Source organism: Streptomyces sp. NPDC086777 (genome assembly GCF_040702065.1).
Taxonomy (GTDB): Bacteria; Actinomycetota; Actinomycetes; order Streptomycetales; family Streptomycetaceae; genus Streptomyces.
Window position 1 is genome coordinate 75,459 of the sequence record NZ_JBFBJI010000003.1, and the last position, 19,593, is coordinate 95,051.

General features: G+C 73.0%; 19 protein-coding genes, 1 tRNA gene, 1 other RNA gene and 2 pseudogenes. 11 read left to right on the forward strand and 12 right to left on the reverse strand.

Annotated features, from left to right (window positions below):
- Positions 1-196 precede the first annotated feature (196 nt).
- From purD to ffs, 3 genes are all read right to left on the reverse strand, one after another.
- The gene (gene purD / locus AB0472_RS05250; RefSeq protein ID WP_366353556.1) at positions 197-1,459 is read right to left on the reverse strand and encodes a phosphoribosylamine--glycine ligase; all 1,263 of its coding nucleotides are present in this window, start codon (positions 1,457-1,459) and stop codon (positions 197-199) included.
- Positions 1,460-1,808: 349 nt separating this feature from the next.
- Positions 1,809-3,968 carry a DNA polymerase III subunit gamma and tau gene (locus AB0472_RS05255; RefSeq protein WP_366353558.1) on the reverse strand — a complete coding sequence of 720 codons (2,160 nt, stop codon included), beginning with the start codon at positions 3,966-3,968 and terminating at the stop codon, positions 1,809-1,811.
- A 45-nt stretch (positions 3,969-4,013) separates the two neighbouring features.
- Positions 4,014-4,112, reverse strand: an RNA gene (ffs, locus tag AB0472_RS05260) — signal recognition particle sRNA small type.
- Between the two features lie 72 nt (positions 4,113-4,184).
- On the opposite strand from ffs, the gene AB0472_RS05265 reads away from it, so the two are divergent.
- Positions 4,185-4,272: transfer RNA gene (locus AB0472_RS05265), tRNA-Ser, on the forward strand.
- A 79-nt stretch (positions 4,273-4,351) separates the two neighbouring features.
- Here the strand turns inward: AB0472_RS05265 and AB0472_RS05270 are convergent.
- Positions 4,352-4,702, reverse strand: a complete 351-nt coding sequence (locus AB0472_RS05270) for a hypothetical protein (protein WP_366353560.1) — start codon at positions 4,700-4,702, stop codon at positions 4,352-4,354.
- A 50-nt stretch (positions 4,703-4,752) separates the two neighbouring features.
- Positions 4,753-5,031, reverse strand: a pseudogene (locus AB0472_RS05275) (tyrosine-type recombinase/integrase); the annotation flags it as partial.
- 94 nt (positions 5,032-5,125) lie between these two features.
- Here AB0472_RS05275 and AB0472_RS05280 point away from each other — a divergent pair.
- Positions 5,126-5,323, forward strand: a complete 198-nt coding sequence (locus AB0472_RS05280) for a hypothetical protein (protein ID WP_366353562.1) — start codon at positions 5,126-5,128, stop codon at positions 5,321-5,323.
- A gap of 268 nt (positions 5,324-5,591) precedes the next feature.
- On the opposite strand, the gene AB0472_RS05285 is transcribed toward AB0472_RS05280, so the two are convergent.
- Complete coding sequence (locus tag AB0472_RS05285; RefSeq protein WP_366353564.1) at positions 5,592-6,389, reverse strand: hypothetical protein; 798 nt, start codon at positions 6,387-6,389, stop codon at positions 5,592-5,594.
- 383 nt (positions 6,390-6,772) lie between these two features.
- On the opposite strand from AB0472_RS05285, the gene AB0472_RS05290 reads away from it, so the two are divergent.
- Together AB0472_RS05290 and AB0472_RS05295 are read left to right on the forward strand one after the other, a co-directional pair.
- Entirely contained in the window at positions 6,773-7,282 is a 510-nt protein-coding gene (locus AB0472_RS05290) for a DinB family protein (RefSeq protein ID WP_366353565.1), read from the forward strand.
- Positions 7,283-7,386: 104 nt separating this feature from the next.
- Complete coding sequence (locus AB0472_RS05295) at positions 7,387-7,725, forward strand: helix-turn-helix domain-containing protein (RefSeq protein ID WP_366353567.1); 339 nt, start codon at positions 7,387-7,389, stop codon at positions 7,723-7,725.
- Here the strand turns inward: AB0472_RS05295 and AB0472_RS05300 are convergent.
- From AB0472_RS05300 to AB0472_RS05320, 5 genes are all read right to left on the reverse strand, one after another.
- Positions 7,722-9,632: a copper resistance protein CopC gene (locus tag AB0472_RS05300; RefSeq protein WP_366353569.1), complete on the reverse strand. Its 1,911-nt coding sequence runs from the start codon at positions 9,630-9,632 to the stop codon at positions 7,722-7,724. The two genes, AB0472_RS05295 and AB0472_RS05300, sit on opposite strands and share 4 nt — an antisense overlap.
- A 125-nt stretch (positions 9,633-9,757) precedes the next feature.
- Positions 9,758-10,525, reverse strand: coding sequence for an SDR family oxidoreductase (locus AB0472_RS05305; protein WP_366353570.1), 768 nt, complete (start codon positions 10,523-10,525; stop codon positions 9,758-9,760).
- Complete coding sequence (locus AB0472_RS05310; protein ID WP_366353572.1) at positions 10,522-11,010, reverse strand: cupin domain-containing protein; 489 nt, start codon at positions 11,008-11,010, stop codon at positions 10,522-10,524. Before AB0472_RS05310 ends, AB0472_RS05305 begins: the two co-directional genes overlap by 4 nt.
- The gene (locus AB0472_RS05315) at positions 10,997-11,620 is read right to left on the reverse strand and encodes a GNAT family N-acetyltransferase (RefSeq protein WP_366353574.1); all 624 of its coding nucleotides are present in this window, start codon (positions 11,618-11,620) and stop codon (positions 10,997-10,999) included. The genes AB0472_RS05310 and AB0472_RS05315 overlap by 14 nt, the downstream gene beginning before the upstream one ends.
- The gene (locus tag AB0472_RS05320; protein ID WP_366353576.1) at positions 11,613-14,234 is read right to left on the reverse strand and encodes a penicillin acylase family protein; all 2,622 of its coding nucleotides are present in this window, start codon (positions 14,232-14,234) and stop codon (positions 11,613-11,615) included. The genes AB0472_RS05315 and AB0472_RS05320 overlap by 8 nt, the downstream gene beginning before the upstream one ends.
- A gap of 145 nt (positions 14,235-14,379) precedes the next feature.
- Between AB0472_RS05320 and AB0472_RS05325 the strand changes: the two genes are divergently transcribed.
- From AB0472_RS05325 to AB0472_RS05345, 5 genes are all read left to right on the forward strand, one after another.
- Positions 14,380-15,009, forward strand: a complete 630-nt coding sequence (locus tag AB0472_RS05325; RefSeq protein ID WP_366353578.1) for an HhH-GPD-type base excision DNA repair protein — start codon at positions 14,380-14,382, stop codon at positions 15,007-15,009.
- A gap of 93 nt (positions 15,010-15,102) precedes the next feature.
- A complete protein-coding gene (locus AB0472_RS05330; protein WP_366353580.1) occupies positions 15,103-15,753 on the forward strand; it encodes an HdeD family acid-resistance protein in 651 nt (216 codons plus the stop codon).
- A complete protein-coding gene (locus tag AB0472_RS05335; RefSeq protein WP_366353581.1) occupies positions 15,750-16,103 on the forward strand; it encodes a hypothetical protein in 354 nt (117 codons plus the stop codon). Before AB0472_RS05330 ends, AB0472_RS05335 begins: the two co-directional genes overlap by 4 nt.
- Before the next feature lie 31 nt (positions 16,104-16,134).
- Positions 16,135-16,479, forward strand: coding sequence for a hypothetical protein (locus AB0472_RS05340; protein WP_366353583.1), 345 nt, complete (start codon positions 16,135-16,137; stop codon positions 16,477-16,479).
- Between the two features lie 67 nt (positions 16,480-16,546).
- A complete protein-coding gene (locus AB0472_RS05345) occupies positions 16,547-16,675 on the forward strand; it encodes a hypothetical protein (RefSeq protein WP_366353584.1) in 129 nt (42 codons plus the stop codon).
- A gap of 63 nt (positions 16,676-16,738) precedes the next feature.
- Here AB0472_RS05345 and AB0472_RS05350 read toward each other — a convergent pair.
- Positions 16,739-18,299 (reverse strand): annotated as a pseudogene (locus tag AB0472_RS05350) (helicase HerA-like domain-containing protein).
- 112 nt (positions 18,300-18,411) lie between these two features.
- Here AB0472_RS05350 and AB0472_RS05355 point away from each other — a divergent pair.
- Together AB0472_RS05355 and AB0472_RS05360 are read left to right on the forward strand one after the other, a co-directional pair.
- Positions 18,412-18,708 (forward strand): type II toxin-antitoxin system VapB family antitoxin, encoded by a 297-nt coding sequence (locus AB0472_RS05355; protein ID WP_003955420.1) that lies wholly within the window; start codon positions 18,412-18,414, stop codon positions 18,706-18,708.
- Between the two features lie 112 nt (positions 18,709-18,820).
- Positions 18,821-19,489 carry a LytR C-terminal domain-containing protein gene (locus AB0472_RS05360; RefSeq protein ID WP_366353586.1) on the forward strand — a complete coding sequence of 223 codons (669 nt, stop codon included), beginning with the start codon at positions 18,821-18,823 and terminating at the stop codon, positions 19,487-19,489.
- Positions 19,490-19,593 lie beyond the last annotated feature (104 nt).

Below are 19,593 nucleotides of genomic sequence, written 5' to 3' on the forward strand. Positions count from 1 at the left end.
ATCGCAATGCCGGTGGGCCAAGTGCCGGAACGCCTGCGCCGCACCCTAGTTGGGGGTTCGGCCCCCGTCAGCCGGATAGGGCATCGGTCACTCGATGGAATGGCTTTGGTCAGAGGTGATCGACAGACAGCAACGATCAGGCCCCGGATTTCGGGTCCGGGGCCTGATCAGGGACGGGTCTGCGGGGGCGGCGGGCTCAGGCCTCCCGGGCCTCGGCCGCCGCCTTCGCGGCGATGTCCGTACGGTGCTGGGAACCGTCGAGGCCGATCCGCGCCACCGCCGCGTACGCCCGCTCACGGGCCTGGGTCAGGTCCGCGCCGGTCGCCGTGACGGAGAGGACCCGGCCGCCCGCGCTGACGACGTCGTCACCGGCGCGCTTCGTGCCCGCGTGCAGGACGTAGGCGTGCGGCGCGTCCTCGGCGGCGACCGTGCCGAGGCCGGTGACGGGGTCGCCGGTACGCGGGGTGCCCGGGTAGTTGTGCGAGGCGATGACGACGGTGACGGCCGCGTCGTCGCTCCAGCGCAGCGGCGGGAGGTCGGCGAGGGTGCCGTTGGCGGCGGCGAGCAGGACACCGGCGAGCGGGGTCTGCAGGCGGGCGAGGACCACCTGGGTCTCCGGATCGCCGAAACGGGCGTTGAACTCGATGACCCGCACGCCGCGCGAGGTGATCGCGAGGCCCGCGTAGAGGAGGCCGGAGAACGGGGTGCCGCGGCGCCGCATCTCGTCGACGGTCGGCTGCAGGACCGTCTCCAGCACCTCGTCGACGAGCTTGGGGTCGGCCCAGGGCAGCGGGGAGTAGGCCCCCATGCCGCCCGTGTTCGGCCCCTCGTCGCCGTCCAGGGCGCGCTTGAAGTCCTGCGCGGGCTGGAGCGGGAGGACCGTCTCGCCGTCGGTGATCGCGAAGAGGGAGACCTCGGGGCCGTCCAGGAACTCCTCGATGACGACACGGTCGCAGGCGGCCGCGTGTGCCCTGGCGGCGTCCAGGTCGTCCGTGACGACGACACCCTTGCCGGCCGCGAGCCCGTCGTCCTTCACGACGTAGGGAGCGCCGAAGGCGTCCAGCGCCTCGGCGGCCTCCTCGGCGTTTGTGCAGACGTACGAACGTGCGGTGGGGACCCCGGCCCCCGCCATCACGTTCTTGGCGAACGCCTTGGACCCCTCGATCTGCGCGGCCTCCCCGGAGGGGCCGAAGACCGGGACACCCGCCTCGCGCACGGCGTCGGCGACCCCGGCGACCAGGGGGGCCTCCGGGCCGACGACCACCAGGTCGGCGCCGAGTTCCAGGGCCAGCGCGGCCACCGCCCCGCCGTCCAGGGCATCGACCTGGTGCAGCTCGGCCACCTCGGCGATGCCGGCGTTGCCGGGGGCGCAGTGCAGCGCGGTGACGTCGGGATCGAGGGACAGTGAGCGGCACAGGGCGTGTTCGCGGGCGCCGCTGCCGATGACGAGGACCTTCACGGGGGCCAGCGTAGCCGGGCGGGCCGACTGGAGGTTCCTCCAAGGGGGTCCTCGGGGTCGGCCCGACCGACCAAGTGCTCGAACACCGGACGGGACGGGGGCCGAGCGGTGGTCGCTGCCTCCGTCACCGGACGGGCCGCGCGGCAGCGCCGCACAAGGGGCGCGGGGACCTGCGCGACCGGCCACGACGGCGCCGTGGCCGTCCGACGGCACATCGCGGCACATCCGGCGGACCACTCACGCGTGGCGCCCTCCGGCGCCGGATGCGCCGAGAACCCCAGAGGCGCGGGGAACTGCGCGCGCACCCGCACCGCCCCGCAGCCCGCGACGGACCGCCGCCCGCCACGCGTCACTCGTTCTGGATCTCCTCGACCACCGTCGCCCCCAGTTCCTTCACGATCAGTTCGTGGCCGGAGAGGGCCGACTCGTCGAGGTCGGGGTCGTCCTCCTCGGGGATGTCGTCCTCGGGGGACACCGGCGGCGGTTCCGGGGCGGCGGCCGGCATGGGGGCCGGGGCCGTCGCCCTCGGGGCGGGCGGCGGCGGGCTCTGGACCGGGGCGGCGGCCGTCGGGCCCTGCTGGACGGGCGCGGGGCGGGCCGGGCCCGAGGGGGCCGCACCCCCGTAGCCGACGGACGGAGCCGCGCCACCGCCGCCCGTCGGGTCGACGACCGCCTCGATCCGCCACTGCACGCCGAACTGCTCGCCCAGCGCCTGCCGCAGCACGTCCTCGCTGCCGCTGCTCGCGAAGTTGTCGCGGGCGCCGGCGTTGACGAAGCCGATCTGCAGGGTGGTGCCGTCGAAACCGGTGACCTGGGCGTTCTGGCTGAGCAGGATCCAGGTGAAACGGCGGCGGTTCTTCACCGCTTCCAGGATGTTCGGCCAGAGCACCCGGGGGTCGGGGCCACCGGCGGCGGCAGCCGGGGCCGGGGCGGCGGCTGCCGGGGCCGCCGAGGGCTGCGAAGCCTGCTGGGGCGCCGGAGCGGCGGCGCCGCCCGAGGCGGTGGCCGTGGCCGTGGGCCAGCCGCCGGGGCGACGGGTGCCACCGCCCGCGGGAGCCGCCGTCGGCCAGGCACCGGGCGCGGGAGCGGCCGGGGCGGGCGCGGCGGCGGGCGCCGGAGCCGGCGGCTCGGGAGTCTGCGCAGGGGCCGGGGTCGGTGCCGGGGTCGGTGCAGGTGCCGGTGCCGGGGTCGGTGCCGCGGTTGGTGCCGCGGTTGGTGCCGCTCCCCCTCGTACGGCCGCCCGGGCCGCCGCCGGGCCTCCCCCCTGCTGTACGGGCGCCGGAGGCTGCACGTGCGCCTCGGGACCGGGGACGTACCCCATGGTGGGCGCGACGCCCCCGCCCGAGAAGTTGACGCCCCGCTCCAGGCGGTCGAGGCGGGCCATCAGGGACCGCTCGTCGCCGTACGCGGCCGGCAGCAGCACGCGGGCGCAGATCAGCTCCAGCTGGAGGCGCGGGGAGGTGGCGCCGCGCATCTCGGTCAGGCCCTGGTTGACGAGGTCGGCGGCGCGGCTGAGCTCGGCGGCGCCGAACGTGCCGGCCTGGGCCTGCATCCGTTCGAGGACGTCGGCGGGGGCGTCGAACAGCCCCTTCTCCGCGGCGTCCGGCACGGCGGCGAGGATCACCAGGTCACGCAGCCGCTCCAGCAGGTCGGCGACGAAGCGGCGCGGGTCGTTGCCCCCCTCGATGATGCGGTCGACGACCTCGAAGGCGGCGGCACCGTCCCCGGTCGCGAAGGCCTCGACGACGGAGTCGAGCAGCGACCCGTCCGTGTACCCGAGGAGGGAGGTCGCCATGGCGTACGTCACACCGTCCGCACCCGCCCCGGCGAGCAGCTGGTCCATGACGGACATGGAGTCACGCACGGACCCGGCACCGGCGCGCACGACGAGCGGGAGCACGCCGTCCTCGACGGGGATCTGCTCCTTGCCGCACACCTCGCCGAGGTAGTCCCGCAGGGTGCCCGGCGGCACCAGCCGGAACGGATAGTGATGGGTCCGCGACCGGATGGTCCCGATGACCTTCTCGGGTTCGGTGGTGGCGAAGATGAACTTCAGATGCTCCGGCGGCTCCTCGACGACCTTCAGCAGCGCGTTGAAGCCGGCCGACGTGACCATGTGGGCCTCGTCGATGATGTAGATCTTGTAGCGACTGGAGGCGGGCCCGAAGAAGGCCTTCTCGCGCAGCTCACGGGCGTCGTCCACACCACCGTGAGAGGCCGCGTCGATCTCGATGACGTCGATGGAACCGGGGCCGTTCCTCGCCAGGTCCTGGCAGGACTGGCACTCCCCGCACGGCGTCGGCGTCGGGCCGACCTCGCAGTTCAGGCACCGGGCGAGGATCCGTGCGCTGGTCGTCTTGCCACACCCACGCGGGCCGCTGAACAGGTACGCGTGATTGACCCGGTTGTTCCGCAGCGCCTGCTGCAGCGGGTCGGTGACATGCTCCTGCCCGATGACCTCGGCGAACGACTCCGGGCGATAGCGGCGGTACAGCGCGAGAGACGACACGCATACGAGGTTATAGGCGCCCACTGACAACCAGCTCCGCCCACAAACGCAAGCGCCCCCCACGCACCCGCCAGAGCCGACCTACCCTTGCTGCCTTCCGGCCCTGGGGGAGTTCAGTCAGATAGCGCCGCGTGAGGGGCTCTGCACAGAGTACCCGACGTCAGCGGGTAGGAACGAGTTCGCGAGCACTCCTCTCGGTCATGTAATGTTCCCAGCGGAGGATTCGCCTAGAGGCCTAGGGCGCACGCTTGGAAAGCGTGTTGGGGGCAACCCCTCACGAGTTCGAATCTCGTATCCTCCGCCAGTGCCTCACCGGGCACGATGTCGAAGGGCCCCGCTGTTTGCAGCGGGGCCCTTCGACGTTGTCCGTCACACTTTCCGTCTCAGTCGGCCTCTGCCGAGTACCAACCAGGGGCGCTCTCTTTGGTGACGACCGGCTCCGCCCAGGCCGCAACCGCGAGGACGTCCCGCTTCACCATGTGCCCGTCAACGACGTCGTAGAGCAGCCGCCGCACTCGTGGCCCGAGCCGAATCACGTACCGAACGCCCTCGACGTCCACCGCACCGATTACGCCCCGATCGCTGTCGGCGGTGAAGCCATCAGCCTCGACCACCTGCCAGCCGGCCTTCGAGGCGAGATACACCCAGGTGCCGAAGGCCCGCTCGCGATCCGAATAGGGCGTCACGCCACCCACGCGCGCAATGATCTCGACAGGGTCCGTCCGCTTGTCCATGGTTCCTCCCCCCGCTGCCCCCTCCCGGACGGGAGACAGGCGATCCCGGATCATGGCAGATGCCGTCCATCGGAATCCCACAGGGCCTCGCCGACCCGCTGCGCGGTCCTTTTCAACACTGCCCCGGTGACATGCATGTACCGGGCCCGCATACGGGCCGCTCCCCCGGGCTCCCAGCCCATGATCGCGTCGACCACGACGTCCGGGACCCCGAGGATCAGGAGCACGGTCGCGGCGGCGTGACGAGCGTCATGGAGGCGGCCGTCTCGCACCCCAGCGTCCCGTAGGAGTCTCTTCCAGATGTGGAAGTCGGTGTTCGGGCTCAGCGGACGCCGGACCTCAGTGGACGATCGGCCGAGGCGCAGGGGCGGTTGGTCGACGTTGGCAGACCCTCGTGATCGACCTGATGAGGAAACGGACCAAGTGCAAAGCGTCCGCCTACAGGCCGGAGCAGTCTTCCACGACGCCGCGGCGGACGACAGGGGAGAAGCACGCGGCCCGCTGGTCTACTTCCCGATGCGTTGGAGCATGGCTGATGAGGCCTCCGCCTACGTGGCGATCCTCGCCGACTCAATGGGGCTGGTCTGCTTCGATCCCCAACTGAACAGGCTCAGGCCCTGAAGCTGGGGGTGGGTGGGCTTCCGTCTCAGTTTCCGTCTCATTCACCACCGTTCACGGTCGTTCAGACGGGACCGAAGCCGGTAGCCGCCCTTACGACCGTCCGCCGATGAACGCAGGTGAACGAACCCGTCCGAGGCCCCCGGGACGACCACCACAGTCGGAAAGCGTGTTGGGGGCAACCCCTCACGCGTTCGAATCTCGTGTCCTCCGCCAGTGCCGGATCTCGTTGTCCTGGTTCCTGCCCACGGCGCGCAGATCGCGCCCTCCGCTACGGTCCGCCGTCGAAGAAGCCGGACTTCAGGTCGCCGATGACGGCGTCGAGCGGGTGCCCGCTGACGATGAAGGGGCCGTTCCAGGGCGCGGTGAGTGCGAAGAGCAACGCCAGGCTCAGCCCGACCACACTCGCGACCCCCACGATGAGCAGCGACGTGCGCAGACTGCTGCGGAAGACGAGGGCACCGGAGTTCACGATCAGCGCCACACCGCTGACCACCAGGGTGACGACGTAGAGGGTGGGAACGTCGCGCGAGGCGGCGGCGACGCGGGCGCGCCGGCTGCTGGTGACACCGTCCAGGGAGAGCACCAGCTCGCCGCCGGTCGGGACGCCCACCTCGGGCCGGGCCGCCTCGGCCCGCACGCTCCGTTCCAGCCCCGCGATCGCACGAGCGGTGGCCGGATCGTCGCCGGACGCCGCTGCCGCACCCTCCCACTCCCTGGCCCGCGTGGTCTGCAGGTAGTCCAGCAGTGCCGCATGGATCGGCTCCGACCGGACGTGCGGACTCGTCGCCGCCCATGCCAGCCGGGAGGCCGCGGCCGCCTCCTCGCTCACCAGCCCCTCGGCTGCGCGCAGGTAGCCGGCCTCGCTGGCGAGTGACAGTGCGGCGAAGATCGCGAAGGCGGCGCCGAGCGTCGGCATCAGGGGGGTGGCGATCTGCGGCACCCGATCCCGTTCCCCGGCCGGTACGAGTGCCCGGACGCCGACCCGCGCCACCGCCGCGACCAGGAGGGCGAGCAGGAGCCCGCCCACGACCAGCACCACCGCCGGCAACGAGGTCAACCAGTTCACCGCATCACCCGCAGCGCGTTCTCGCGAGCGCCCCACGGCGGCGGCGCGTCGGGCACCGCGACCCGGAGCTCCACATCGGCCACTTTTCTCCGCATCCGTCACCTTTGATGACCGTCCCATGATCACAGGTCGCATGCCTCCGGCGCCCGCGACGCCAGGCACGGCACCTCCCTTCGTCGGCCGAACAGCCCATACGGCCCCGCTGTATGGGCTGTTCGGCGCGACGGTTTTCTCCGCGACTCGCCGGACAAGCGGATCTCCGCACCGCTGTTCTGCGTCGGCATGGACGGAAGGGTGCCGGAGTGGGTGCGGTCGACTGGATACTGCTGGCGCGCCCGGGTTGCCGGAGCGGACGATCGGTGAACGGACGAGGAGTACGGCCAGTGACCAGCGACCCCCGCACAGGACCGCCCAGCTTCGGCAGTGAACGCGAGATGCTGCGGGCTTTCCTCGACTACCACCGCGCGACCCTCGCGATGAAGTGCGAGGGGCTCACCGACGAGGAGCTGCGGCGCCGGTCGATGCCGCCGTCCACGTTGTCGCTGCTCGGTCTGGTGCGGCACCTGGCGGAAGTGGAACGCGCCTGGTTCCGCCGGGTGTTCGAGGACAGGGACGCGCCCATGGTGTGGTCCGACGAGATCGACTTCCAGGCGGCGTACGACGCGAGCGGGTCGAGCAGGGCGGAGGCGTTCGCCGCCTGGGAGGCCGAGGTGGCGACCTCGCGCCGGATCGAGCGCGCGGCCGCCTCCCTGGACCGGGCCGGATACCAGCCGAGGTGGGAGGAGGAGGTGTCCCTGCGGATGGTGATGCTGCACGTGCTGCTGGAGTACGGCCGCCACAACGGGCACGCCGACTTCCTGCGCGAGGGCGTCGACGGCACCGTGGGCGCCTGAGCCGGTCGGCCGCACCGGGCCGCGTGTCTCCGGGCCCGTTCCGCACGGTCGGGGTCCGCCGGAGGTTTTTGCCGGTGCGAACGCACCGCCGTACGCTGTGGGCCATGGTGGGAGTCGACGGAGTTCCCGAGCCGCACACCGGCTGGACGTTCCTGACGAGTCACGCACGGGTCCTGGCCAGCATCGCCGACGGCCACAACACCCGGATCCGCGACATCGCGGCCCGCTGCCGGCTCACCGAACGCGCCGTCCAGAAGATCATCTCCGATCTGGAACAGGACGAATACCTCTCGCACACCCGCAACGGCCGTACCAACCAGTACCGCATCGACCCCGACAAGGTGCTCCGCCACCCCGCCGAGGCCGGCGCCGGACTGACCGTGGCCTCCCTGCTCACCCTGCTGGTCAGGGACGAGACGGAGCGTCACGGCGCGGGCGGCTAGGCGGCGATCCGCACCTTCTTCGTCACCGTCACCTGGTCCAGGTCGGAGATCCGTACGGTCACCGACATCGTCCACTCGCCCGCGATGGGGAGGTTGACGGAGTCGGCGGCCCAATAGCCGCCGCGGTCGGTCAGGTTCGCCGGGAGCGGCCCGATCTTCTGGGCGTCGAGGGTGAAGGAGAGGCGGAGTTCGGGGACGGCGGAGATGCCGTTGTCGGGGCCGAAGACGACCGCCTGCACGGAGTTCGCGCCGACCCGCCCCGGGTCCAGGGTGATCTGCACCTTGCCGTGGCCGTTCGGGGTGCCGACGTCGAAGGGGACGAGGGCGACGGCGGCCGCGGGGATGCCGGCCGAGACCGACGCCGTTCCCGCCTCGGCCGCGGCCCGGCCGGGCAGGGTGCCGGTGAGGATCGTGGTGATGCCCAGGACGGCGACGCCGACGGCCACTTCGGCGAGGACCGAACGGCGCAGGGCGGCCTGGTGCCGCCCGGCGGGAGCGTCCCCAGGCCCGTCGGGGCCGAGCGAAGGCTCGTCGGGGAGCGGAGCGTCCTGCCTGTCGGCCGGTGGGCCCGCCGGGCCGCCGACCGGAAGGGGGACGCGCTCGGGGGCCGGCACGGCCGGGGCCTGCGCCGACTTCGCCGTCCAGCGGCGGGACTGCGAGGCGGCCGCCAGCAGCAGGGTCACCGCGGCGAGCTTGACGAGGAGGAGCCTGCCGTACGACGTGTCCGTGAGGGCCTGCCAGGAACCGAGGCCGCGCCAGGACTGGTAGACGCCGGTGACGACGAGGACCGTCACCGATCCGAAGGCCACGCGGGAGAAGCGGGTGACCACCGCGGCGGGCAGCGGCGTGGTGGAGCGCTGGAGGGTGATCAGGAGGGCCGCGAGGCCGCCCATCCAGAGCGCCATCGCCAGCAGGTGCAGGACCGACGACGTCATCGCCAGCGGGACCTGGATGCCGGCCGACGCGTGTTCCGCCGCCGCCCAGGTCAGGGCCAGGGCGACGGAGAGGACGGCGGCCGTGGCGAGCAGCGGCCGGGACGGGCCGGACCGGCCGGACCGGCCGGACCGGCTGGTCTGAAGGTCCCGGTCCACGCGCTTGCGGAGCAGGAGGTGCAGGGCTGCCGTGAGCACCAGCAGGGCCACCCTGGCCAGCAGGGCCAGGCCCGGACGGCCGGTCGCGGACCTGGCGAGGGCGGAGAGGTCGAAGGCCGTCGTCGGGGAGGTGCCCTCCTCGTACGGGGAGCGCAGGACGAAGAGGAAGAGGGTGGCGGCGAGGAGCGCCCACCACGCCGTGCGGACCGGGGTGCGCAGCAGGGCGGGGTCCGGCGGGCGGCAGACGGCCAGGAAGGCGACGGCGCCTATCAGCAGGGCCGCGGCGAGGTACGCGACGTAGCGGCCGATGTTGTAGAGGCTGCCGGTGACCGGGTTCTCGACGGGATCGGCGGAGACGGTCGCCGCGGTCGCCGACGGCTTGCCCACGGAGAAGGTGAGGGCGCCGGAGACGGGATGGCTGTCCGCCGAGACGATCCGCCAGGCCACGGTGAACGTGCCGGTGCCCAGCTTCTTCGGGAAGGTGATCCGGGCGGTGTCCGAGCCGGCCGGCCCGTGTTCGGCCTCGCTGGTGGCCACCCGGTGGTTGGTGGGGTCGTACACCCGGAACGAGTCGTCGAGCAGGCCGACGGCCTCCGTGAAGGTGAGGGTGAGGGCTGCCGGGGACGACTTGAGGACGGCACCGTCGGCGGGGTCGCTGCCGCGCAGGGCGGCGTGCGCGGAGGCGGGGGCGGCCGATGCGAGGAGGAGGGCGGCGAGGAGGGAGCCCAGGAGCGCGAGGGCGCGCAGGACTCTGTGGTTCCCGAGGTTCCTGTGGCTGCCGGTCGGCGATCGCCGCTGGTCGTTTCCTTCGCTCATGTCACCCGCTCGGAGTTCGGAAACACGCGTTCCTGGGTCATACGGCTGGGAAGCCCGTGGTGCTCACTCTGTCCGCGGGCTCGTCGTGGCTGGTCACGCACTTCCGCGTGCCGCCACGGGGCGCGTCACCACGTCGGGCGTGCGGACACCCCGCCGTCGACCACCAGGTCGTGGCCGCTGATCCAGGACGCGAGGGGCGAGGCGAGGAAGACCACCGCGTTCGCCACGTCCTCCGCGTTCCCCAGCCGGCCCGTGGGCACCGCCTCCTGCCACCGCCGCACCCCCTCGGGCCAGTCCTCCGCGAGTCCTTCCCGGTCGATGAGGCCCGGGGAGACGGTGTTGACGCGGATGCCGGAGCGGCCGTACTCCAGGGCCGCCGCCCGCGCGTGCATGACCACCGCCGCCTTCGCCGTGCTGTAGTGGGCGTGGCCCAGGGCCGGCCGGCTCGCCTCGATGGACGCGATGTGGGTGACCGTGCCGCCGCCGGGCAGCTCGCGCATGATGTCGGCGGCGGCCTGGGTACAGGCGAAGACGCTGGTGAGGTTGGTGTCGACGACCGCGCGCCAGTCGGCCGCGGTCATGCCGGGCAGCGGCTGTACGGGCTGTACCGCCGCGTTGTTGACCAGGGCCGTCAGCCGACCGCCGCCCCACTCCGTGGCCTCCCGGACGACGCGGTGGCAGGTCTCCTCGTCGCTCAGGTCGCCCTGTACGACCGTCGCCCTGCCGCCGAGGGCCGCGATCTCCGCGGCCGCCTCCCGCGCCGCTCGTACCGCCGTGCGGCAGTGCACGGCAACCGCCGCGCCCTCCTCCGCCAGGCGCCGGGCGATGGCCCGGCCGATGCCGCCGCTCGCGCCCGTGACCAGGGCGGTCTGTCCGTCGAGTAGGTGGGTCATGGACGGCAGAGTTCCGTGATGCGGGCGGCTTCGGCGGGGTAACGCGCCGTGAGGTCGGCCGCGTTCCCGTGTTCGTAACCCTCGAAGGTGAATCCGGGGGCCATGGTGCAGCCGAACAGGGTCCAGGCACCCGGGGCCACCACCCGGGCACCCATCCAGGTGCCTGCCGGGACGGTCAGCTGGATGTGCTGGCCGCCGAGGAGGTCGGGGCCGAGGACGGCGGTGCGGGTGGTGCCGTCGGGGGCGAGGAGCAGGAGCTCCAGCGGGTCGCCCAGGTAGAAGTGCCAGACCTCGTCGGTGGGGAGACGGTGCAGGGCCGAGAAGTCGTCGGCGGGCAGGAGCACCACGATCGCGGTGCCCTCGGGGCGGCCGTCGGGGCGGGCGGGACCCGCCCAGGTCTCCCGGAACAGGCCGCCCTCGCGGGGGATCGGCGTCAGGCCGTAGTGGGCGATGAGGTCGTCGGGGGTCGGCCTAGGGCTCGGCATCGGCGTCGGCATCGAGGAGGTCACCCGGGAAGGCTACCGGCCGGGTGAGGAAGGCCAGTTGAGCGCGCTTCTCGGGGAGGTGGACGTCGGGGAGGTCGATCTCCGGGAGGACGACGGCCGGGCCGAGCTCGAACCCCTGGCGCCGGAAGCGGGCGATCGCCTTCTCGTTGCGGACGTCCGGGTCCACGACGATGCGGTGACGGTCCCGGGCGAGCAGCACGTACGCCGTGAACGCGGTCAGCAGCGCCTCCGTCCAACCGGGGCGGGGGCCTTCGGGCCCGGCCGGTGCGAGCAGGACGTGGACGCCGATGTCGCCGGGGCGGACGTCGTAGCACTCACCCACCCGGTCGGCGGCCGGCTCGTACGTCTGCAGGAGGCCGACCGGCGTGCCGTCCTTCTCGGCGAGGTGGGCGTGGTGGGTGTCGAGGGCCGCCATGTGGGCGTAGATCTCGGCGACCCGGGCGGGGGTGAGGCCGGTCATGCCCCAGAAGGCGGCGCGTTCCGTGTCGACCCAGGTGTGCACGACGGCCGCGTCGTGCTCGGGGTCGAGGGGCCGGAGCCGGACGGTGCCGAAGCCGGGGACGGGGTGTTCGAAGACGCGCTCAGGCATCGGTGTTCTCCGTGGGGACTGCGGGGTCTACGGGGGCTGCAGGGACTGCAGGGTCTACAGGGACTGCGGGGACTGCGGGGACTGCGGGGTCTACGGGGGCTGCAGGGGCTTCGGGGTCTACGCGGTTCAGTCGGGCCCAGTCCGTGACGACCGGGGCCAGTTCTCCCGCCAGCCACAGAGCGAGTTGGTCGGTGTGGTGGGGGGCGCCGGGGACGCCGTCCGCGCCGAACGGGACCACCCAGAGGCTGTCGTCGCGGCGGGCCAGGTCCCAGACGTAGCGGGCGGCCGGGCCGCGTGCGGAGCGGTCCGTGAGACCGGGGACAGCGGAGGTGCACAGCACGCAGTCGTGGTCGCCGGAGAGCGCCGGTCCCTCGTACGGTGCCGGGCCGGCCAGCGCCTGCCAGGGAGCGAGGCGGTGGGTGTCGCCCCAGGTTCCGGTGGGCGGGGCGGCCGCGACCTCCTGCACGGCCGCGCGGACGGCGGCGGGGCGGTCGACGCCGAACAACTCCGCCGCCCTCAGGAGGTGTTCGAGGGCGAAGGCGATCCGCGGGGTGAGGGCCAGCCACGGGATCAGGACCTCGGAGGGGGCCGGGGGCTCGGCGAGCGCGGCGAACGCGGGGTGGGCGGCGAGGTGCCGTACGACGGCGGACCGTACGGCCGCGTAGGCGGCGGCGTCGGCGCTGTCGGCGTCCATCCGGCGGTCCCAGGCGAGGAGTCGGTCGCGGAGCGCGCCGGCCTCGGGGGTGAGGTCGTCGAGGGCGGCCAGGTGGTCCAGGAGGGGGGCGGCGGAGGCGAGGTGGGTGTCGGTGTGGATCGCGGGCAGGCCGGCGGCGGACCAGGTGCGGCGTTCGTCGAGGAGGGCGCGGATGCGGTCGGCGCGGTGCGGCGGGGCGAACTCGACGCCGAGGGGGGCGGCCGGGCCGCGCTGGTTGGCCATCACGGCCACGCCGTCCGTGAGGTCGCCGTACGGCATCTCGTGCCAGCCCTGCCAGTCGTGGCCGGGGAGCCAGGCGGGGGCGAGGCGGGTGCGGTTGGTGTGGGACCGGACGGGGACGCGGCCGGCGACGCGGTGCAGGGTGCCTCCGGCGGTGTCGGCGGCGTGGACCACGTTGACGGGCTCGGTCCAGGCGTCGAGGGCGCGGTCGACGTCGGTGACGTGGCGGGCGCGGAGGAGGGGGAGGAGGGCGCTGAAGCCGAGGTCTTCGGTGACGCGGGGTGGGTAGCGCAGCGCCAACGCCTCGGCTTCGCCATCGGCGGAAGTCTTCCCACCCGCACCACCCGTGCTGCTTTCGTCGTCGGGTGCGGGTGGCCCCAGCGGGGGCCGAGCGCCATCGGCAGCTCCCCGCGAAACGCCGTCGTCCCCCGCCATCCCCGTCCCCGGCTCGGTCCCCGTCCGCGTCTCTGATTCGCTCCCCGTCCGCGTCTCTGATTCGCTCCCCGTCCGCGTCTCCGGTCGCGTCCCCGTCTCCGATTCGGTCCCCGTCCGCGTCTCCCGTCCCGCCGCCGTCCTCGCTTCCCATCCCGTCCCCGTCTCGGGTCCCGGTCTCATCGCCGTCCCCGTCCGCGTCTCCGGTCCCGTCCTCGCCTCCGATTCGGTCCCCGTCCTCGCCTCCGTCTCCAATCCCGTCCCCGGCCGCGTCTCTGATTCGGTCCCCGTCCGCGTCTCCCGTCCCGTCCCCGTCTCCGATCCCGTCCCCGGCCAGTCGGTGATGATCGGGCCCCGGGGGGTTTCGAGTACCTCGATGCGCATCGGGGGGTTGCCGGAGATCTCGATGGTTTCTGTGTGGTGGGTGGTCGGGGTCCAGGTGCCGTCGGGGGCGAGGGCCTCTGTGCCGGTCGGGGTGCGCCGTAGGCGCTCCCGGTAGACGTCCTGGTAGTCGGCCATCGCGTTGGTGATGGACCAGGCGACCGTGCCTGTGTGGGCGAAGTGGGCGATGCCGGGGACGCCCGGGACCGCCAGGCCGACGACGTCGAACTCCGGGCAGGCGAGGCGGATCTGCTGGTAGACGCCGGGTGCCTCGATGAAGCGGTGCGGGTCGCCGGCGAGGAGGGGGCGGCCGGTGGTGGTGCGGGAGCCGGCGAGGAGCCAGCCGTTGCTGCCCGCGGTGCCCGGACCGTCCGTGGCGAAGAGCGGGATCGCCGCCTCACCCAGGTGCCGTACCGCCTCCTCGCGCCACAGCTTGGCCGGGAAGCCGGCGAACAGGATGTGGGTGGTCAGCCAGACGCCGAGGGGATGCCAGGGCTCCCAGGTGCCGGGGGCGAGACCGGTACGGGCGAACTCCTCGGTGCGGGCGGCGCCGGCCGGCAGGCCCTCGTTGACGCCGGCCACGTACGCCCGTACCCACCGGGCCGCCTCCGGGTCCCGTCTCTCCAGCGCCGCGAAGCAGCGTCTCGCCGTGTCCGCCAGGCGGGCCCGGCGGGCGAAGACGTCCCAGGCGACGGCCGTGGCACCGAGGAAGGACGCCGACGTGCCCTGCGCGCGGTGCCGTTCCACCTCCAGCTGCCAGGCCCGGTCATGGGCGGTGACCCGGCCCTGGGCGCGGGCGAGTTCGAGCGCGTCGGCCGCCCGCAGATGCGGGATGCCCCAGGCGTCGCGGTACGTCTCGATGGCCACGCCGTGACCCCCTTGTCTGAGGTTAGCCTTGCCTAAGTTGAATCGCGGGGGAATCGTACGCGAGGGGTGCGGGTGTCACAGAGGCCGGGGGAGCGCTGGCGGCCGCGAGCGCGCGGCGCCGGCCCGGGCGCGGGATCATCGAGCCATGGACGCCGACACCGACTCCCCCGCCCTGCACCTCGCCCAGGACCCCGAGGCCGACGAACTCCTCAGCCGCAGCAGGCTCGCCGCACTCACCGGCATGCTGCTCGACCAGCAGGTGCCGATGGAGTGGGCGTTCAAGGGGCCGGCGACCATCGCCCGGCGCATGGGCACGGACGACCTGGACGCGCACGAGATCGCCGCCCAGGACCCGGAGGCGTTCGCCGCGCTGCTCGCCGAGAAACCGGCAGTGCACCGGTACCCCGGCTCCATGGCCAAGAGAATCCAGCAGCTGTGCCAGTACCTCGTCGAGCACTACGACGGTGACGCCGAGGGCATCTGGCGCGACGCCGGCAGCGGGGCGGAGCTGCTCCGGCGGCTCCAGGAACTGCCCGGGTTCGGGAAGCAGAAGGCGCAGATCTTCCTGGCGCTGCTGGGCAAGCAGCTCGGGGTGACGCCTACGGGCTGGCGGAAGGCGGCCGGGGCGTACGGGGAGGCGGCCGCGTACCGGTCGGTGGCCGACATCACCGGGCCGGAGTCGCTGGCGAAGGTGCGGGCCCACAAGCAGGAGCTGAAGGCGGCGGCGAAGGCCGCGAAGGGCGCGGCCGGGCAGCGGGTGGCGGACACGCCCTGACACCCGCCGGGCGGGCGGCCGCGGCTCCCGGGGCGTCATCCGATCAGCCCCTCCCTGCTGGCACCGCCGCCCCACCCGGTCTCAGCTGGAACCATGACCGAGCCCCCCAGCACCGACCCCGCCGACGACGACCGGAAGGCGCACGCCACCGGCACCGCTCGGCATGAGCCCGAACCGCCCTTCGAGGGACCACTGCACGCCCTCTCCCGGGCCGCCTGGCAGATCGTCCTGCTCACCGGGATCGCCTCCCTGGTCCTCGGCGTCCTGGTCCTCGTCTGGCCCGGTGCCTCGCTGCTCGCCGCCGGTGTGCTCTTCGGCATCTACCTGCTGATCGCCGGCGTCTTCCAGCTGGTCTCCGCGTTCGGCACGCACCGCGCGACCTCGTTGCGCGTGCTGGCCTTCATCAGCGGCGCGCTGATGATCGTGCTGGGCCTCTTCTGCTTCCGCGGTCCCCTGGAGTCGATCCTGCTGCTCGCCCTGTGGATCGGCATCGGCTGGCTGATCCGCGGGATCACCCAGACCATGGCCGCCGTCTCCGACTCCCGGATGCCCGCGCGAGGCTGGCAGATCTTCCTCGGGATCGTCACGTTCGTCGCCGGTGTCGTGCTGATCGTCTCGCCGTTCAGGTCGGTCGCGGTGCTCACCCTGGTCGCCGGTATCTGGCTGGTCGTCGTGGGCGTCGTCGAGATCGTCACGGCGTTCGGCATCCGCGGCCGCGCCAAGCAGATCCCACAGGCCCTGTGAACCCCGGCCTCGCCGGGGCGGGCCTCGTGGACGCGGGTCTCGCGTGCGCGGGCCTCATGGGCGCGGGCTTCGTGAGCGGCGCGGGCCTGGCGAGCGGCGCAGGCCTGGCGAGCGGCGCAGGCCTGCTGAGCGGCGCGGAGCTTTTGAACGGCGCCGACCTCGTGGACGGCGCCGACCTCGTGCGCGGCGCCAACCTCTTGCGCGGCGCCAACCTCTTGCGCGGCGCCGACCTCGTGTGCGGCGCCAACCTCTTGCGCGGCTCGGGCCCCGTCGGCGGCGCCCCGTCCACTTCGTCAACCTCGCGCCTCGCAGGTACGCCGTGCGAGCGGTTCTCGGGCCCTGCGCGATGAACACCGCCCACTTCGCGGGGAGATGAACGCCATGAGCAGCGGTCCTTCGACCGGACGCCGCCCGCGGTCGGGCCCCGCCTGGCCGCGGGTGCTCGTGCTGCTGCTCGCCCTGCTGCTGACCGGCGTCCCGACGGCGGCCGAGGCACTCGCCGCGGCCGCCCCGGCCGTCTCGGCGGAGACCGTCGAGCACGACGTCCCCGACATCCCGCTACGGCCGCCCGTCCGCCCCGTCGACCGCGCCGACGTACTCCAGCGCCCCGCACCGCTTCCCGACCCGGCCCCCGCAGGCCCGGCGGACCGCCGCCGGGCCTGCCCGACGGCACCGCGTCCGCCGTACGCCACCCCCCTGCTGCGCACCGTGGTCCTGCGCTGCTGAGAGACCGGCCTGTCCCGCGCTCCCCCAGGTCAGTCAGCTCAGTCAGCTCTACGCAAGGAACACGGTCATGTCCTCAGACCCATACGCGGTCCTGCGCGCCCTGCTGCGCGCGGAAGCCGTGCGCAGCACACCGAAACCGACGACGAAGACGGCCGAACCGCCGCGGCCACGGCCGCAGGAGCAGCAACGCGGTTGATCCCGCGGAGCTGAGCCGGAACCGAGCCCAGGCCGAGCCGGGTGTCCCGTGCGGGCGCCCGGCTCACCGCCGTCGGCGGGCCGTGCCGAACAGCGACCGGGTGATCTCACGGCCGAGTTGCGTGCCCACCGACCGGGCGAGGGACCTGAACATCCCGCTGCCGACCACCTGCTCGACCAGCGACGGTTCTTCGCGCCGCTTCTCCGCGCGCTGCGGGCGCCTGCGGCTCGGCCGGCGTCCGCTGCAGCTTCTCGTAGGCCGACTCCCGGTCCACAGCCTGTGCATAACGTCCGTGCAGCGCGGACCCGCGCACCGCCGCGTCCAGCTCCGCCGCCTCGACCTGCCCCATCAGCGACTCGGGGGCCCGCAGCCGGGTCGCCGCGACCGGCGTCGGGGCACCCGTCTCGCCGAGCACGGTCACCACGGCCTCGCCGGTGCCGAGCCCGGTGAGCAGCTCTTCGAGGTCGTACGACGACTTCGGGAAGGTCTGCACGGTGGCCCGCAACGCCTTCTGGTCCTCCGGGGTGAAGGCCCTGAGCGCGTGCTGGACGCGGTTGCCGAGCTGGCCGAGGACGTCGGACGGTACGTCCTTCGGGGTCTGCGTCACGAAGAAGACGCCGACCCCTTTCGAGCGAATGAGGCGCACGGTCTGCGTGATCGAGTCCAGGAACGCCTTCGAGGCCTCGTCGAACAGCAGGTGTGCCTCGTCGAAGAAGAAGACCAGCCTGGGCCGGTCGGCGTCGCCGATCTCGGGGAGGTCGTGGAACAGGTCGGCGAGCAGCCACATCAGGAAGGTGGAGAAGAGGAGGGGTCTGTCCTGGACGGCGGGGAGTTCGAGGACCGAGACGATGCCGCGGCCGTCCGGGGCGGTGCGCAGGAGGTCGGCCGTGTCGAACTCCGGCTCGCCGAAGAAGTCCGCCATGCCCTGGGCCTCGAAGGCGGTGAGCGAGCGCAGGATCACCCCGGCCGTGGCCGTCGCGAGCCCTCCGATGTCCGTCAGCTCCGCCTTGCCCTCGGCGGAGCTGAGGAAGGCGACCACGGCCCTGAGGTCCTTGAGGTCGATCAGCTCCAGGCCCTTGGTGTCGGCGTAGTGGAAGATCAGGCCGAGGGACTGCTCCTGGGTGCGGTTGAGCTGGAGCACCTTGGCGAGCAGCAGCGGGCCGAAGCTGGTGATCGTGGCGCGGACGGGGACGCCGTGGCCCAGGCCGCCGAGCGCGAGGAACTCGGCGGGGAAGCCGGTCGCCGTCCACTGCTGGCCGACCTCGGCCGCCCGGCCCTCGACCCTGTCGTCCGGCCGCCCGGGCCTGGCGATGCCGGACAGGTCGCCCTTCACGTCCGCGAGGAACACCGGGACGCCGTGCGCCGAGAGCTGCTCGGCGATCAGCTGGAGCGTCTTGGTCTTTCCGGTGCCGGTGGCGCCGGCGACCAGGCCGTGCCGGTTGAGCATGGGGAGGGGGATGCGGACCTGCGCGCCGGGAAAGCACCGGCCGTCCCGGAGGACAGCGCCGAGCTCCAGCGCCTGACCGGCGAAGGCGTACCCGGCGGCGATCCCGGCGACCACGGGATCGCCGGCGCCCGCGGGGCCCTTGACGCTCGCTTCGCCGGCGTCACCGGAACTCGTCATCGGACCCCCTGTTCCCGTTTGGCCCACTTGATGACCTTTACGATGTCTTTTCCAGCGTCGCACTCGGTCGCCATGGCTGCGCCCGGAACGTCTGGACCGGTAGGCTTTCCGTGTGATCTTCAAGCGCATCGGAAACGGCCGGCCGTACCCCGACCACGGCCGGGAGAGCACCCGGCAGTGGGCGGACGTCGCACCGCGCCCGGTCCGCCTCGATCAGCTCGTGACGACCAAGGGGCAGCTCGACCTGGAGACCCTGCTCGCCGAGGACTCGACGTTCTACGGCGACCTCTTCGCGCACGTCGTGAAGTGGCAGGGCGACCTGTACCTGGAGGACGGGCTGCACCGTGCGGTCCGCGCCGCCCTCCAGCAGCGTCAGGTGCTGCACGCGCGCGTGCTCGAACTGGGCTGACACCCGTAGGCCATCGGGCATTTGCCCCCCGGTTGGCCCTTTCGGGTTGGACCGTGCGCCGTCGGATGATCATCTATTAGTCAACGCACCCGCGGCGCACTACGCTGCGCTCATGAGCATGCTGACTCCCCCCGGCATGGGCGGCCAGTACCGGATCACAGGGGACAAATACCCTCGCATGCGCCCGCGCCGGCGGCGTGCCCGGCTCGTCCTCTCCGTGGTCGCCTCCGTCACCGCGCTCGGCCTGGTCGGCTGGGGCACCCTGCAGCTCATCGACGTCTTCACGGGCGGCGGCGGAACGGCCTCGGCGGCCGGCTCCGCGGGAGACTGCGTCAAGCAGGCCGCCGCCAGCGCGAGCCCCGCGGCCGGAGCGTCCGCCGGCACGTCGGCCGCGGTGTTCCCGAAGCCGGCCCAGATCACGGTGAACGTCTACAACGCCACGACCCGCACGGGCCTGGCCAAGGACACCGCGGACGAACTGAAGAAGCGTGGCTTCAAGATCGGCGACGTCGGCAACGCACCGGCGAAGTTCGATCAGAAGGTCAAGGGCACGGCGGTCCTGCTCGGGCCGGCCACCGCCCTGAAGACCTCGCTCCCGGTCCTCGCCACCCAGGTGACGGCCGCCGACCAGCGCACGGAAGCGGGCCGCAAGGGCCCCGCCGTCGACCTGATCATCGGCAACGCCTTCAAGTCCCTGACCCCTCAGGCCACGGCCACCAAGGCCATCACAGCCCTCTCCGCCCCCGAACCGGCCGCCGCAACCACAAAGAAAACCTGCTGACAAACAGCCCACCTACCGCCCCAAGGCACGCGCCCAGCCCCCGGCGGTCAAAGAAGGCCGACGCGCGACAAGCGCCCCAAAGGGGCGCGGGAAACCGCGCAACA